Origin of the sequence: Pseudomonas sp. lyk4-TYG-107, assembly GCF_030209055.1 — a bacterium.
GTDB classification, from domain to species: domain Bacteria; phylum Pseudomonadota; class Gammaproteobacteria; order Pseudomonadales; family Pseudomonadaceae; genus Aquipseudomonas; species Aquipseudomonas putida_A.
In genome coordinates this window covers 20,299-35,104 of the sequence record NZ_JARVST010000022.1, presented here as the reverse complement: position 1 = coordinate 35,104, position 14,806 = coordinate 20,299, and the positions used below count along the sequence as shown (strand labels likewise).

The window sequence follows — 14,806 nt, the reverse complement described above, 5'->3', positions numbered from 1 at the left end:
ACTGCTGCGCAGCCCGTCGGAGATAAATCCCCTCACCACAGGGGATCTGATTCTGTTTATTTCTGTGTAGGGGTTAGCCCGGCGCAGCGCGCTTATGCGGCATATTTCCTACAGACACTGACGAAATTACGGCTGCCAAACACTCTTCTCCCCACTCAGACGCCGATCAAGAAAACTCGCCGCACTGATCAGCGCCAGATGCGTCAGCGCTTGCGGGGTGTTGCCCAGATGGCGGCCTTTGCTGTCGAACTCTTCGGCGTACAGGCCCAGCGGGTTCGCATAACGCAGCAATTGCTCGAACTCCAGATGGGCCTTTTCCACCTGACCGGCCCGGGCCAGGCATTCGACGTACCAGAACGAGCAGGCGGCAAACGCGCCTTCGGTGCCGGTCAGACCGTCGATGTTGGCGTCGTCGTTGCGATAGCGATAAACCATGCCGTCGCGCACCAGATGCTTTTCGATCGCTTCAAGGGTCGACAGCCAGCGCGGGTCCTTGGCGCTGACGAAGCGCACCAGCGGCATCAGCAGCATCGAACCGTCGAGCGCGGTACCGCCCTTGTACTGGACGAAATGCCCGCGCTCCTCATCCCAGAAGTTGTCCCAGATGTCGGCGTAGATCGCCTGCCGGGTCTGATCCCACTGGACGAACGGCGCCGGCAGCGAGCGTTTCGAGGCCAGGCGGATGGCCCGGTCAAGCGCCACCCAACACATCAGTCGCGAGTGCAGGAAGTGATGTTGCTCACCGCGCATTTCCCAAATGCCTACATCCTTGGTCTGCCAGGTCTCACACACCTGATCGACCACTTCGCGCACGTGTTTCCAGCCTTGGTGGGAAATCGCGTCGCCGTACTTGTTGACCAGGTACACCGCGTCCATCAGTTCGCCAAAGATATCGAGCTGAATCTGATCGTACGCGCCATTGCCGATGCGCACCGGTTGCGCGCCACCATGACCGGAGAGGTGAGAGAGTTCGGTTTCCGGCAGCTCCTGGCGACCGTCGATCGCATAGAGGATGTTGAGTTTGGTCGAATTTCCCTGACAATCGCTGACCCGACCACGCAGCCAGCCCATGTAGGCATTGGCCTCATCGACAAAACCTAGGCGCATGAACGCGTAGACGGTGAACGAGGCGTCGCGGATCCAGGTGTAGCGATAATCCCAGTTGCGCTCGCCGCCGGGAGTTTCCGGCAGGCCGAAGGTGGCGGCGGCGAGGATTGCGCCGTGCTTGCGCGAGGTCAGCAGCTTCAACGCGAGGGCCGAACGATTGACCATCTCCCGCCAACGCCCGCGGTAGTTGGACTGGCCGATCCAGTCGCGCCAGAACTTCAACGTGCGCTCCAGGCACATTTTCGCGCCGTCATCCTTGAAACGCGGATCGTCGGCGCCACCGAGGACGAATTCGGCGTGCTGATCCTGTTTCAAACTGAACGCGGCAACGGCCGATTCGCCATCGATCTGCAACGCTTGATCCGCCACCAGCCGCAGCGATGGCTGACCCTCGGCGCTGAAAATCACCGATTGTTGATCCATTTGCGCCCGGGTGTTGGCACGCGCGTAGTCATGCCGCACCGCGCAGCGCATGTGAAACGTCGCTTCCCCGCTGACCACCCGTACCCGGCGCATCAGCAGCGGCAGGTCATCGACGCTGTCGCCGATCGGCAGCAGATCGGTGATTTCCACTACGGCCTGTTCGCTGAGCCAGCGCGTCTGCAAAACGTTGGTGTCGGGCAGGTAGATCTGCTCGCGCCGGGCATCGGGCAAGTCCGGGGCGAGCTGGAAAATCCCTGCCTCGGGCGTGTCGAGCAGCGAACAGAAGATCGACGGGCTGTCGAATTCCGGCCAGCAGAAAAAATCCACGCTGCCCTTGTCGTTGACCAGTGCGGCACTGCGCAGGTCGCCGATGATGCCGTGGGCGTCGATCGGGCTTTGTCGTTCAGGATGATGCTCAGCCATTGCCATGAAACTCCGGATAAAGACTCATGCCGCCGTCGATGAACAGGGTGGTGCCGACGATGTAGTCGGCGGCGTCGGAAGCGAGAAACACCACCGCGTTGGCGATGTCCTCGACATCGCCGATGCGCCCGTAGGGGATAAGCTCCAGCAGCTTTTCACCGGCCGCGCCTTCAGTGGCTTCCTGATTGATTGCCGTGCGAATCGCCCCCGGCGCGATGCCGTTGATACGGATGCGCTGCTGGCTGACTTCCTGGGCGAGGGTCTGCATCAACTGATCGACGCCGCCCTTGGACGCCGCATAGTTGACGTGCCCGGCCCACGGAATGCGTTGATGTACCGAACTCATGTGAATGATCTTGCCGGCCGCGCGGGACACGCCTTCACGCACACCCTGGCGATTGAAAATCCGCAGCGCGGCGCGAGCGCAGAGGAACTGGCCGGTGAGGTTGACGCCGATCACCGTGTTCCAGTCTTCGAGGGTCATGTCGACCGCAGCGGCATCCTTTTGCAGGCCGGAGTTGGCCACCAGGATATCCAGCGAGCCAAAGGCCTCAAGGGTCTCGGCGAACAGCCGTTCAACCTCGTCTTCCTTCGACACATCGGCGCCGATGGCCAGTGCCTGACCGCCATCGGCGATGATCTGCCGGGCCAGCGCTTCGGCGGGTTCGGCCTGACGGTTGTAATTGATCACGACGGCTGCGCCGGCAGCGGCCAGCGCTTTGGCGGCAGCGTGGCCGATGCCGGAGCTGGCGCCGGTGACCAGTGCTACTTGGCGGGCGAGGGATATTTGCATGCAGGGTCGCGCCTTGAGTGAGGGCCTATTTAGCTGACTGGTCGCAAGCCATGAGAGTTCATTCGACGGTGCGGTGTTGTGGTGAATATGCCGGCCTCTTCGCGAGCAGGCTCGCTCCCACGGTTAGAATGCGCTGGCCCCGTGGGAGCGGGCTTGCTCGCGAAGGGGCCTTCACATTCCACCAACAATTGTGCGCTTCCACGCTTATCAACCTTTATGGCAACTTGGCGGCCCCTGATGAGGCTGCAATCCATGGCAAACCCTTACCGCGAATTATTCACCGCCCCCGGCGCCCGGGCTTTTGTACTGGCCGGGATGATCGCGCGCATGCCGATTTCCATGACCGGCATTGGCGTGATCACCATGCTCTCGCAGCTCAAGGGCGGGTACGCGCTGGCCGGTGCGGTGGCGGCGACGTTTGCCCTGGCCACGGCGTTTTGTGCGCCGCAGGTCTCGCGTCTGGTGGATCGTTTCGGCCAGGGCAAAGTGCTGCCGCTGTCGGCATTGATCGGTGGCGGGGCGCTGTTGATGTTGCTGCTGTGCACGCGTTTGCAGGCGCCGACCTGGACGCTGTTCATCTTCGCCGCGCTGGCCGGATGCATGCCGAGCATGTCGGCGATGGTGCGCGCACGCTGGACCGAGATCTATCGCGGCCAGCCGCAATTGCAGACCGCCTATGCGCTGGAATCGGTACTCGATGAGGTCTGTTTCATCGTTGGCCCGCCACTGTCAGTGGGATTGTGCGTGGTGGCGTTTCCCGAGGCCGGGCCGTTGGCCGCGCTGTTGGCGCTGGCGATTGGCGTGACGGCGTTTGTCGCCCAGCGCAGCACCGAGCCGGCGGTGCACCCACAGGAATCAAAGCATCAGGGTTCGATCATTCGCTCGACCGACGTGCAATGGCTGCTGGCGTTGATGCTCGCCATGGGCGTTATCGTCGGTGTGGTCGATGTGGTCAGCGTCGCCTTCGCCCAGCAGCAGGGCCAGCCGGCGGCGGCGAGCATCGTGTTGTCGGTGTACGCCATCGGCTCGTGTCTGGCCGGTATCGCGTTTGGCGCGATGCGTTCGAAACTGCCGTTGCCGCGCCTGTTTCTGTACGGCGGCGTGGCGACGGCGGTGACCACGCTGCCGCTGTTGCTGGCGAGCAATATTTTCGGTTTGTCGCTGGCGGTGTTTGTCGCGGGATTGTTCTTCTCGCCGACGCTGATTGTGGCGATGGCGTTGATCGAGCGCATCGTGCCGCCGGCCAAACTGACCGAAGGCCTGACCTGGCTGGTGACGGGTTTGAGCATCGGCGTGGCGATCGGCGCCGCCGGCTCGGGCGCTCTGGTGGATGCTTTCGGTGCACGCAGCGGATTCTGGCTGGCGATTGTGGCGGGGGCGGTGGTGTTGGCGTCGGCGTTTCAGAGTTATCGGCACCTGAAATAACCCGGCATTGATGAGCTGTTGTGGTGAGGGGATTTATCCCCGATGGGCCGCGAAGCAGCCCCAAATCCAGCCAGCTCTTTCCTTCAGAAGAAGCGTGCCGGGTGAGTTTGCGACTGCTGCGCAGTCGATCGGGGATAAATCCCCTCGCCACAGAGTTATCCACACAGACAGCGGATGGGTTACCAACCCCGTCCCGAATTCACCCAGAAATTCACTGACAGCGACGTCGACACCGATTCCACCTGATGGAACCAGCCCTCCGGTAAAAACAGCAGATCCCCGGCCTCCAGCGTCACGCGCAGGAATGTCACATCGCGTGCCGCAGGAAAACGCTCATAGTCCGGCGCATCGGGGTTGAAGTCGCAGCCGTCCAGGCCACCCTTTGGCGCTGTCGACCAGGTGCCCAGTGCTTCGCGGTGATGCGGGGCGGCGAGGGTGAACTGCTTCTGGCCCCAGACCTGCGCGAACAGGTTGTCGGTGTCGTCGCGGTGCAGCGGCGTCAGCGTGCCTTTGGGGCCGATCCAGATGCGTGGCGGGATGAACAGCGAGGCATCGAAGTAGGGCGGGTACTTGATCTGCTGCAGCAATTGCGCCGGCAGGATGTTGTTGCCCATGTAGGCTGGCGGTTCGCCGTCAGCCCGTTTGACTGCCGGTTGGTCCAGCGAGGCAATGAACTCGGCCATCGACGTCGAGCGGAAATCACGTTCGGTGGAAAAGGTTTTCTTCACGTAATCGCCGTGGCGGGTGATGCCCTGCAGTTCGGCGAAATGCACCAGTGATTCCTCGCGACTGAGCTTGAACAGCGGCCAGTCCTGCAAGGCATTGCTGATCACCACCGGGATGCCGTTGGGCAAGTATCTGCTTTTGAATTCGCTGACCGACAATTCATCGCGCGCATGGCGCTCGATGCGGGTCTGCACCGGCAGCCCGGCGGTGAGTTGTTCACTGAAGCGTGGCGGGGTCGGGTAGCGCTTGTTCATGTCGACCTTTTGCGCCACGGCGCCACCGTGCATCGCATGCTCGATGATCTGCGGCAGCAGCGTCGCCAGGCCCATGTTACCGCCGATTTTCAGGCGTCCGCTGGCGAACAGTTCTTCGACATTGACTCGGCCGCCCATGATCCCGAGAAAATCACTCTCGGCGACTTCAATGGTCACGTCGGGGCTGGGATGGCGTCCGGGCGCGGTGCGGCTGCTGGCCTTGACCTCCGACCAGTAGGCCTGCTGCGGGCCAAACACGAATTGGAAAACGCCTTCGATGCCGACGGCACCGGCGTTGGCGAACAACTTGCCCAGGATGCTCTGCAGGTCCACGGTGAATCCTCGTTATTGGTTTTGGCCTGAACAGTTAACGAGCGCCTGTTGGCGCAATTTACCGGCGCGCGACTAATTTGCCGGGGGCGTAATCCGTTTCTCTCTACAGACAAATTTTTCGAGGAAAGCCGGGTGAACAAGCTGACCCTGCTGTGCCTGCCGTATTCCGGCGCCAGCGCCATGGTCTACAGCCGCTGGCGGCCAAAACTGCCGCAATGGCTGCAACTGCAGCCGGTGGAACTGCCGGGGCGCGGCGCACGTTTTGACGAGCCGCTGCACACGGATATGCGTGCGCTGGCGATGCAACTGGCCAAGGAATTGCGGCCGAATCTCAAAGCGCCGTATGCGTTGTTCGGCCATAGCCTGGGCGCGCTGCTGGCCTGCGAAATCGCTCACGCGCTGCGCGCATTGGGCTGTCCGGAACCGGTGGCGCTGTTTGCCTCGGGCACGGCGGCGCCGACGATGCGCGCCGATTACGATCGCGGTTTTGCCGAGCCGAAAACCAACGCCGAGCTGATCGATCAATTGCGCACACTCAACGGCACGAGCGAAGAAGTGCTGGCCAATGCCGAGCTGATGAGCCTGACCCTGCCGATCCTGCGCGCCGACTTTCTGCTCTGCGGCAAATTCGAGCCGTTGTCGCGGCCGTTGCTCAACTGCCCGGTGCACGTGCTGGGCGGCAAGGCGGATCGCGCGACCACCGAACAACTGATCGGCTGGAGCAAGGAAACCCGTGGCAGCTTTTCGGTGGACATGCTCGCCGGCGGGCACTTCTTCATTCATGAGCATGAGGCCAAAGTGCTCAAGGTGATCAAGGATCAGCTGGAGGGCCATCATCGTCGGCACAGCCTGATGGCCGTCGTGTAAACCGATTCTGCGGATTCATCCGAGACCCTGTGGGAGCGAGCCTGCTCGCGATAGCGATAGATCAGTCACTGCAACATTGACTGACAGGTCGCTATCGCGAGCAGGCTCGCTCCCACAGGGTTTTGTCTGTCTGACAGTTGTTCTCATCCGCTAATTTTTCCGGTCTGCATTCGTTTTATAGGGACGACGTGCCTTTGTGCTTCCTGCCTACTGATCCGGATGCTGAGAAATGAATGCTGAAGACTCCTTGAAACTTGCTCGCCGGTTTATCGGGTTGCCCCTGGAAAAGCGCCAGATGTTCCTCGCGGCCCTGCACAAGGAGGGCGTGGATTTCGCGCGGTTCCCGATACCGGCCGGCATCGCAGCCGAGGATCGTCAGGCGCTGTCTTACGCGCAGCGACGCATGTGGTTCCTGTGGCAACTCGATCCGCAGAGCGGCGCCTACAACCTGCCCGGTGCGGTGCGACTCAATGGTCGACTGAACCAGTCGGCGCTGGAGCAAGCTTTCGCCAGTCTGGTGGAGCGCCACGAAACCCTGCGCACGGTGTTCCAGCGCCAGGCCGATGACAGCCTGCTGCAAGTGCCAGCCAGCGCGCCGCTGCTGATTACCCGGGAAGACTTCAGCGCACTGCCGGCCAGTGAGCGCGAGCAGGCGGTGATCCGTGCCGCCGAACAGCAGTCGGTGTTGCCATTTGATCTGGCGGTCGGCCCCTTGCTGCGGGTGACCTTGCTCAAGCTTGCCGAGCAGGAACACGTGCTGCTGCTGACCCTGCACCACATCGTGTCCGATGGCTGGTCGATGAACGTGTTGATCGACGAATTCATCCGTTGCTACGACGCGTTCGACGCCGGTCAGACGCCGCAATTGCCGCCATTGCCGATCCAGTACAGCGACTATTCGCTGTGGCAACGCCGCTGGCTGGAGGCCGGTGAGCAGGCGCGCCAGCTCGACTATTGGCAGGCGCAACTGGGCGACGAACACCCGGTGCTGGAGCTGCCACTGGATCATTCGCGCCCGGCGATGCCGAGCTATCGCGGCACTCGTTACGAGTTTGCGGTCGACGGCCAACTCGCCGAGCAACTGCGCAGCACTGCGCAACAGCATCAAGTCACTTTATTCATGTTCCTGCTCGGCGCCTTCAATGCGCTGCTGCACCGTTACACCGGGCAGACTGACCTGCGGGTCGGCGTGCCGATCGCCAACCGCAATCGTGGCGAGATCGAAGGCCTGATCGGCTTCTTCGTCAACACCCAGGTGCTGCGCACGCAGCTGCACGGCCAGACCCGGGTCGACGAACTGTTGCGGGCGGTTAAGGAAACCGCGCTGGGTGCCCAGGCGCATCAGGATCTGCCGTTCGAGCAACTGGTCGAAGCGCTGAAGCTGGAACGCAGCCTCAGCCACACGCCACTGTTCCAGGTGATGTACAACCATCAGCCGCACGTCGCCGATATCGCCACCATTAGCACCGCATCCGGCCTGCAACTCGACAGCCTCGACTGGCAGAGCCGCACCACCCAGTTCGACCTGACGCTGGACACCTGGGAGAAGGGCGGCAAGCTCCACGCCGCACTGACCTACGCCAGCGACCTGTTCGATGCACCGACCATCGAACGCATGGCGCGGCACTGGCTGCGCTTGTTGACGGCGATGGTCGCTGATCCGTCGCAGCGCATCGGTGAGTTGCCGCTGCTGGAGGCTGACGAGCAGCGCACCCTGGTGCACGACTGGAACAACGTCCATGCGCAGTACCCGAGCAACACGCCGATTCACCAGTTGATCGAAGCGCAGGTCGCGCGTACGCCGCAGGCACCGGCACTGCTGTTCGGCGAACAGACCCTGAGTTACACCGAACTGGATGCCCGAGCTAATCGCCTGGCGCATCTGCTGCGCGAACAGGGCGTGCAAGCGGACAGCCTGGTCGGCGTCTGTGCCCTGCGTTCGGTGGAAATGGTCGTCGCGCTGCTGGCGATTCTCAAGGCCGGCGGCGCCTACGTGCCGCTGGATCCGGAGTACCCGCAGGAGCGTCTGGCCTACATGATCGAGGACAGCGGCATCACTTTGCTGCTGACGCAACAGGCGTTGCTGGCAGCGCTGCCGACTGACGGCGTAAACGTCATCACCCTGGATCAGCCGGGGCTGCTCGACCGTTACCGCGATAGCCGTCCGGAGGTCAGCGTCGATCCGCTGAACCTGGCGTACGTGATTTACACCTCGGGTTCCACCGGTAAACCGAAGGGCGCTGGCAACAGCCACGCGGCGCTGGTCAACCGTTTGTGCTGGATGCAGGAAGCCTATGCGCTGGATGCCAGTGATTCGGTGCTGCAGAAAACCCCGTTCAGTTTCGACGTGTCGGTGTGGGAGTTCTTCTGGCCGCTGCTGACCGGCGCACGGCTGGTGGTGGCCGCGCCGGGCGCGCACCGTGATCCGCTGCAACTGATCGATAGCATCAACCGCCACGGCATCAGCACGCTGCACTTTGTGCCGTCGATGTTGCAAGCGTTCATCCATGAACCGGGCGTGGAAAGCTGCAGCGGACTCAAGCGGATTGTCTGCAGCGGTGAAGCGTTGCCGCTTGATGCGCAGCTGCAGGTTTTCGCCAAGCTGCCGAACGCCAGCCTCTACAACTTGTATGGCCCGACCGAAGCGGCCATCGACGTTACCCACTGGACCTGTGTCGATGAAGGCGCCGACAGCGTGCCGATCGGCCGGCCGATCGCCAACCTGCGCACCCATGTCCTCGATGCCGAATTGCTGCCGGTGCCGAGCGGTGTCGCCGGTGAACTGTATCTGGGTGGTGCCGGGCTGGCGCGCAGTTACCACCAGCGCCCGGCGCTGACGGCCGAACGTTTTGTGCCGTGCCCGTTCCATGACGGCGCGCGCCTGTACCGCACCGGTGACCGTGTGCGGCAGCGTGCCGACGGCGTGATCGAATACCTCGGGCGTCTCGACCATCAGGTCAAGTTGCGCGGTTTGCGCATCGAACTGGGTGAAATCGAAACCCGCCTGATGCAGCACTCGCTGGTGCGTGAGGCGGTGGTGCTGGTGCAGGGCGGCAAGCATCTGGTGGCTTATCTGGTGCTGGAAAACCCGCAGGCAGACGAGCAGTGGCAGCAGGAGGTCAAGGCGTGGCTGCTCGGCAGTCTGCCGGAGTTCATGGTGCCGACCTACCTGATCACCCTCGACAAATTGCCGGTCACCGCCAACGGCAAACTCGACCGCAAGGCCTTGCCACAACCGGAGGCCGCGCCGCAACAGGCATTCGTGGCGCCACAGGACGCCATGCAAAAAGCCCTCGCGGCGATCTGGGAAGCTGTGCTCGGCCTCGACCGCGTCGGCCTCGAAGACAACTTCTTCGAACTGGGCGGCGATTCGATCATCTCGATTCAAGTGGTCAGCCGTGCGCGGCAGGCCGGGATCCGCATCAGCCCGCGTGACCTGTTCCAGTACCAGACGGTGCGCAGTCTGGCGCTGGTCGCGAGCCACGATCATCTGTCCTCGGTGGATCAGGGCCCGGTGACCGGCGACGCCGTGCTCGGGCCGATCCAGCAGGATTTCTTCAGTCGGGCGATGCCGGTGCGCGAGCACTGGAACCAGTCGTTGCTGCTGACCCCGCGTGAGGCATTGAACGCGCAATGGCTCGATGCGGCGCTGACCCACCTGATCAATCACCACGACGCCTTGCGCCTGCGTTTTGTCGAAGGCAGCGAAGGCTGGCAGCAAAGCCACGGCCCGTTGCTGAGCAGCGCTGAGCTGTGGCAACGCGATGCCGAATCTGCCGAACAGTTGCAGGCGCTGTGCAACGAAGCGCAGCGCAGCCTCGACCTGCAAAACGGCCCGTTGCTGCGCGCGTTGCTGGTGACGATGGCCGACGGCTCGCAACGACTGGCACTGATCATTCATCACCTGGCGGTCGATGGCGTTTCCTGGCGGGTGCTGCTGGAAGATCTGCAGCAGGCTTACGAGCAACTGGCGGCGGGTGGCGGCATTCAGTTGCCAGCGAAGACCAGCGCGTTCCAGAGCTGGACTGCGCGTCTGGCGCAGGAAGCGTCGCGCTTCGATGAGCAATTGAGCTATTGGAAAGCCCAGCATCAGGGTGCCAAGGATCTGCCGTGCGACCGCCCGGATGGCAGCCTGCAAAATTTGCATGGCGCGAAAATCGAATGGCGCCTCGACGCCGAGCGCACCCGCCAGTTGCTGCAACAGGCGCCCGCCGCGTATCGCACGCAGGTCAACGACCTCTTGCTCACCGCACTGGCGCGCACCATCAGCCGCTGGAGCCAGCAGCCGGGCACGCTGATCGAACTGGAAGGCCACGGTCGCGAAGACCTGTTTGATGACGTCGACCTGACCCGCACCGTGGGTTGGTTCACCAGTCTGTTCGCGGTCAACCTGACCGCCAGCGCTGATCTCGACGGCTCGATCAAGGCGATCAAGGAGCAACTGCGCGCGGTGCCGGACAAAGGTCTGGGTTACGGCGTGCTACGGCATCTGGCCGCACCGTCGGTGCGCGCCGAACTGGCCGCGCTGCCGCAACCGCGCATCACCTTCAACTACCTCGGCCAGTTCGACCGCCAGTTCGACGAAGCTGCGCTGTTCGTGCCGGCTGTTGAAACCAGCGGCGTGGCGCAGGATCCGTCGGCGCCTCTGGGCAACTGGCTGACCGTCGAAGGTCAGGTGTATGGCGGTGAACTGTCGATGAGCTGGGGCTTCAGCCGCGAGATGTTCGACAGCGCCACGGTGCAGCACCTGGTCGATCAATACGCCAGCGAATTGCAGGCGCTGATCGAACACTGCTGCAGACTGCAAACCGCGCAAGCGACGCCGTCGGACTTCCCGCTGGCTCGGGTGACCCAGGCGCAACTGGATGCGCTGCCGGTGCCGGCCGGTCAGCTCGATGATGTCTATCCGCTGTCGCCGATGCAGCAGGGTTTGCTGTTCCATACTCTCTACGAGCAGGCGGCGGGTGAGTACATCAACCAATTGCGCGTGGATGTGCAAGGTCTTGACCCTGAGCGCTTCCGCGCCGCATGGCAGGCTACCGTCGCTGCGCAGGACATTCTGCGCAGCGGTTTCGTCTGGCAAGGCGAACTGGCGCAACCGCTGCAGATCGTCCATAAGCAGGTGCAGTTGCCATTCAGCATTCTCGACTGGCGCGAGCGCGACGATCAGCCGGCAGCCCTTGCGGCGCTGGCCGATGCCGAACGTCAGCAAGGATTCGATCTGAGCCAGGCACCGTTGCTGCGTCTGGTGCTGGTGCAGACCGCTGCCGAGCAATGGCACCTGATCTACACCCATCACCACATTCTGATGGACGGCTGGAGCAACTCGCAGTTGCTCGGCGAAGTCTTGCAGCGCTACAGCGGTCGCACCCCGGCCCATGGTGGCGGACGTTATCGCGACTACATCGCCTGGCTGCAGCGTCAGGACGCGCAACTCAGTCAGGACTTCTGGAGCGTTCAGTTGGCCGCGCTGCAAGAGCCGACCCGACTGGCTCGCGCCGCCACCGGCTGCGAAGGCGACAGCGGCCATGGCGACCATTACCTGACGCTGGACGTGCCGCGCACTCAGGCGCTGGAAGCGTTTGCCCGGCAGCAGAAAGTCACCGTCAATACCCTCGTGCAAGCTGCGTGGCTGCTGTTGCTGCAACGCTACACCGGTCACGAAGCGGTGGCGTTCGGTGCGACCGTGGCCGGGCGCCCGGCGGATTTGCCGGGCATCGAGCAGCAGGTCGGCCTGTTCATCAACACCCTGCCGGTGATCGGCGCGCCGCGTCCAGACCAAAGCGTTGGCCAATGGCTGCAAGCGGTGCAGGCGCAAAACCTCAGCCTGCGCGACTTCGAACACACGCCGCTGGCGGACATCCAGCGCTGGGCCGGGCAGGGCGGGGAAGCGCTGTTCGACAACATTCTGGTGTTCGAAAACTACCCGGTCGCCCAGGCGCTGAGCCAGGCCGGGCAAGGCCTGACATTCGGTGATGTCGGCAACTTGGAGCAGACCCACTACGCCCTGAGCGTGGCGGTCACCCTCGGTCAGCAACTGGCGCTGCACTACAGCTTCGACCGCAGCCAGTTTGCCAGTGAGATGATCGAAGGCATCAGTGCCCATCTGCTGCAATTGCTTGAGCAGTTTGCGCTGTCGGCCGAGCGCAACCTCGGTGAAATCGCTCTGGCCAGCGCGCAAGAGCATGCCCGCCAGCAAGCCGAAAACCAGCCGCAGCCTTACCCGGTGGAGATCGCTGTGCATCAGCGCATTGCCGTGCTGGCGGTCGAGCGTCCGCAGCGCACCGCGGTGATCTTCAACGGTCAGCACTTCAGCTATGGCGAGATCGAGCAGCGTGCCAATCAACTGGCTCACGCGCTGATCGCCCGTGGTGTCGGCGCCGAGACTCGGGTCGGCGTGGCCCTGCCGCGCAGCGAGGCGGTGATCGTCGCGCTGCTGGCGGTGCTCAAGGCCGGCGGTGCGTATGTGCCGCTGGACACCAGTTATCCGCGTGAACGCCTGGCCTATCTGATCGAAGATTCGGGGCTGGCGCTGCTGATCAGCGATTCGTCGGTGTCGGCGCAATTGCCGGTGGCCGAATCGGTGCCATTGCTGGAGCTGGATCGTCTCGACCTGCGCGAATTGCCGATCACGGCGCCACAGGTGCCAGTCGATCCGCATAACCTCGCGTACGTGATCTACACCTCCGGTTCTACCGGCAATCCGAAAGGCGTCAGCGTTGCCCACGGCCCACTGGCGATGCATTGCCAAGCCATCGGTCAGCGCTACGAAATGCGCGACAGCGACTGCGAATTCCACTTCATGTCGTTCGCCTTCGACGGCGCCCACGAACGCTGGCTGACCAGCCTGACCCACGGGGCTTCGCTGCTGATTCGCGACGACACGCTGTGGACGCCGGAGCAGACCTATAACGCGATGATCGAACACCGCGTGAGCGTGGTTGCGTTCCCGCCGGTGTACCTGCAACAACTGGCCGAACACGCCGAGCGTGTCGGCAGCCCGCCGAAGGTGCGGATCTATTGCTTCGGCGGCGATGCGGTGCCGAGCGCCAGTTTCGAACGGGTCAAACGCGCGCTCGATCCGGACTACATCATCAACGGCTACGGCCCGACGGAAACCGTGGTCACGCCATTGATCTGGAAGGCTGGCCGTGAAGAGCCATGCGGTGCCGCTTACGCGCCGATCGGCAGCCGGATCGGCGACCGCAGCGCCTACGTGCTCGACGCCGATCTGAACCTGCTGCCACAAGGCATGGCCGGTGAGCTGTACCTCGGTGGTACCGGGTTGGCGCGGGGTTATCTGAACCGTCCGGGGCTGACTGCTGAGCGTTTTGTCGCCGACCCGTTCAGCGCAAATGGCGGCTTGCTGTATCGCACCGGTGACCTGGTGCGCCAGCGCGTCGACGGCACGTTCGACTATCTGGATCGCATCGACAATCAGGTGAAGATTCGTGGGTTCCGTATCGAACTGGGCGAAGTCGAAGCGGCGCTGCAAGCCCTCGACGGCGTGCGTGAAGCGGTGGTCGTGGCGCAGGAAGGCAGTGCCGGCAGTGGCAAGCGTCTGGTGGCCTACGTGGTCGGCGATTCGGCCCGTGACGGCTTCACCGAAGACCTGCGCGCGCAGCTCAAGGCCAGCCTGCCGGCGCACATGGTGCCGGCGTATGTCCTGCGTCTTGAGCGCATGCCGCTGACGCCGAACGGCAAGCTCGATCGCAAGAACCTGCCAAAACCGGACGTCAGCCAACTGCAACAGACCTACCTCGCGCCACAGACGGCGCTGGAGCAGCAACTGGCGGCGATCTGGCAAGACGTGCTCAAGCTTGAGCAGGTCGGCGTCAGCGACAACTTCTTCGAACTGGGTGGCGACTCGATCATCTCGATTCAAGTGGTCAGCCGGGCGCGGCAGGCCGGGATTCGCTTCAGCCCCAAAGACCTGTTCCAGCACCAGACCATTCAGGCCCTCGCTACAGTCGCGCAGATCGGCGAAGCCGTGCAGCCCATCGATCAGCATGCGCAAACCGGCGAAACCGCGCTGCTGCCGATTCATCAGACATTCTTCGCCGAAGCGATTCCCGACCGTCACCACTGGAACCAGTCGGTGATGCTCAAGCCGACGCAGGCACTGGACGCTCAGGTACTGGAGCAGGCGCTGGATGCGTTGGTCGTTCAGCACGACAGTTTGCGTCTGGACTTTGTCGAGCAGGCTGCGGGTTGGTCGGCGTACTACCGCGACGTCGCCACGCAAGCGGGGGAAACCATTCTCTGGCAAGTCGAGGTCGCTGATCTCGCCGCCCTTGAGGCACTGGGCAACAAGGCCCAGCGCAGCTTGCAACTGAGCGGCGGTTCGCTGATCCGCGCGGTGCTGGCAAACCTGGCTGATGGCAGTCAGCGCCTGCTGCTGATCGTCCATCACCTGGTGGTCGATGGCGTGTCGTGGCGGATTCTGTTCGAAGAT

The 14,806-nt window shown here is 63.1% G+C and carries 6 protein-coding genes (1 of these 6 cut by a window edge); 3 read left to right on the top strand and 3 right to left on the bottom strand.

Going from position 1 to position 14,806, the window contains the following annotated elements; genetic code table 11:
• Positions 1-126: 126 nt before the first annotated feature.
• Complete coding sequence (locus tag QRN61_RS18930) at positions 127-1,953, bottom strand: glycoside hydrolase family 15 protein (protein WP_285374565.1); 1,827 nt, start codon at positions 1,951-1,953, stop codon at positions 127-129.
• Positions 1,946-2,746: a glucose 1-dehydrogenase gene (locus QRN61_RS18925; protein WP_285374563.1), complete on the bottom strand. Its 801-nt coding sequence runs from the start codon at positions 2,744-2,746 to the stop codon at positions 1,946-1,948. Before QRN61_RS18925 ends, QRN61_RS18930 begins: the two co-directional genes overlap by 8 nt.
• A 252-nt stretch (positions 2,747-2,998) precedes the next feature.
• Here QRN61_RS18925 and QRN61_RS18920 point away from each other — a divergent pair, with 252 nt between their 5' ends.
• The gene (locus QRN61_RS18920; RefSeq protein WP_285374561.1) at positions 2,999-4,171 is read left to right on the top strand and encodes an MFS transporter; all 1,173 of its coding nucleotides are present in this window, start codon (positions 2,999-3,001) and stop codon (positions 4,169-4,171) included.
• 179 nt (positions 4,172-4,350) lie between these two features.
• Here the strand turns inward: QRN61_RS18920 and QRN61_RS18915 are convergent, their stop codons facing one another.
• Positions 4,351-5,484 carry a cupin-like domain-containing protein gene (locus QRN61_RS18915; protein ID WP_108182192.1) on the bottom strand — a complete coding sequence of 378 codons (1,134 nt, stop codon included), beginning with the start codon at positions 5,482-5,484 and terminating at the stop codon, positions 4,351-4,353.
• 132 nt (positions 5,485-5,616) lie between these two features.
• Between QRN61_RS18915 and QRN61_RS18910 the strand changes: the two genes are divergently transcribed.
• The gene (locus tag QRN61_RS18910) at positions 5,617-6,351 is read left to right on the top strand and encodes a thioesterase II family protein (RefSeq protein WP_027614202.1); all 735 of its coding nucleotides are present in this window, start codon (positions 5,617-5,619) and stop codon (positions 6,349-6,351) included.
• 229 nt (positions 6,352-6,580) lie between these two features.
• On the top strand, positions 6,581-14,806 hold the 5' portion of the coding sequence (locus tag QRN61_RS18905) for a non-ribosomal peptide synthetase (RefSeq protein WP_285374552.1). Its footprint extends 4,095 nt past the window's final position; only the first 8,226 of its 12,321 coding nucleotides appear in the window; it begins with the start codon at positions 6,581-6,583; its stop codon lies beyond the right edge, outside the window.

Excerpts from the sequence above, each read along its gene's own strand:
- QRN61_RS18930 (WP_285374565.1), bottom strand. The coding sequence starts at position 1,953 with ATGGCTGAGCATCATCCTGAACGACAAAGCCCGATCGACGCCCACGGC.
- QRN61_RS18925 (WP_285374563.1), bottom strand. The coding sequence starts at position 2,746 with ATGCAAATATCCCTCGCCCGCCAAGTAGCACTGGTCACCGGCGCCAGC.
- QRN61_RS18920 (WP_285374561.1), top strand. The coding sequence starts at position 2,999 with ATGGCAAACCCTTACCGCGAATTATTCACCGCCCCCGGCGCCCGGGCT.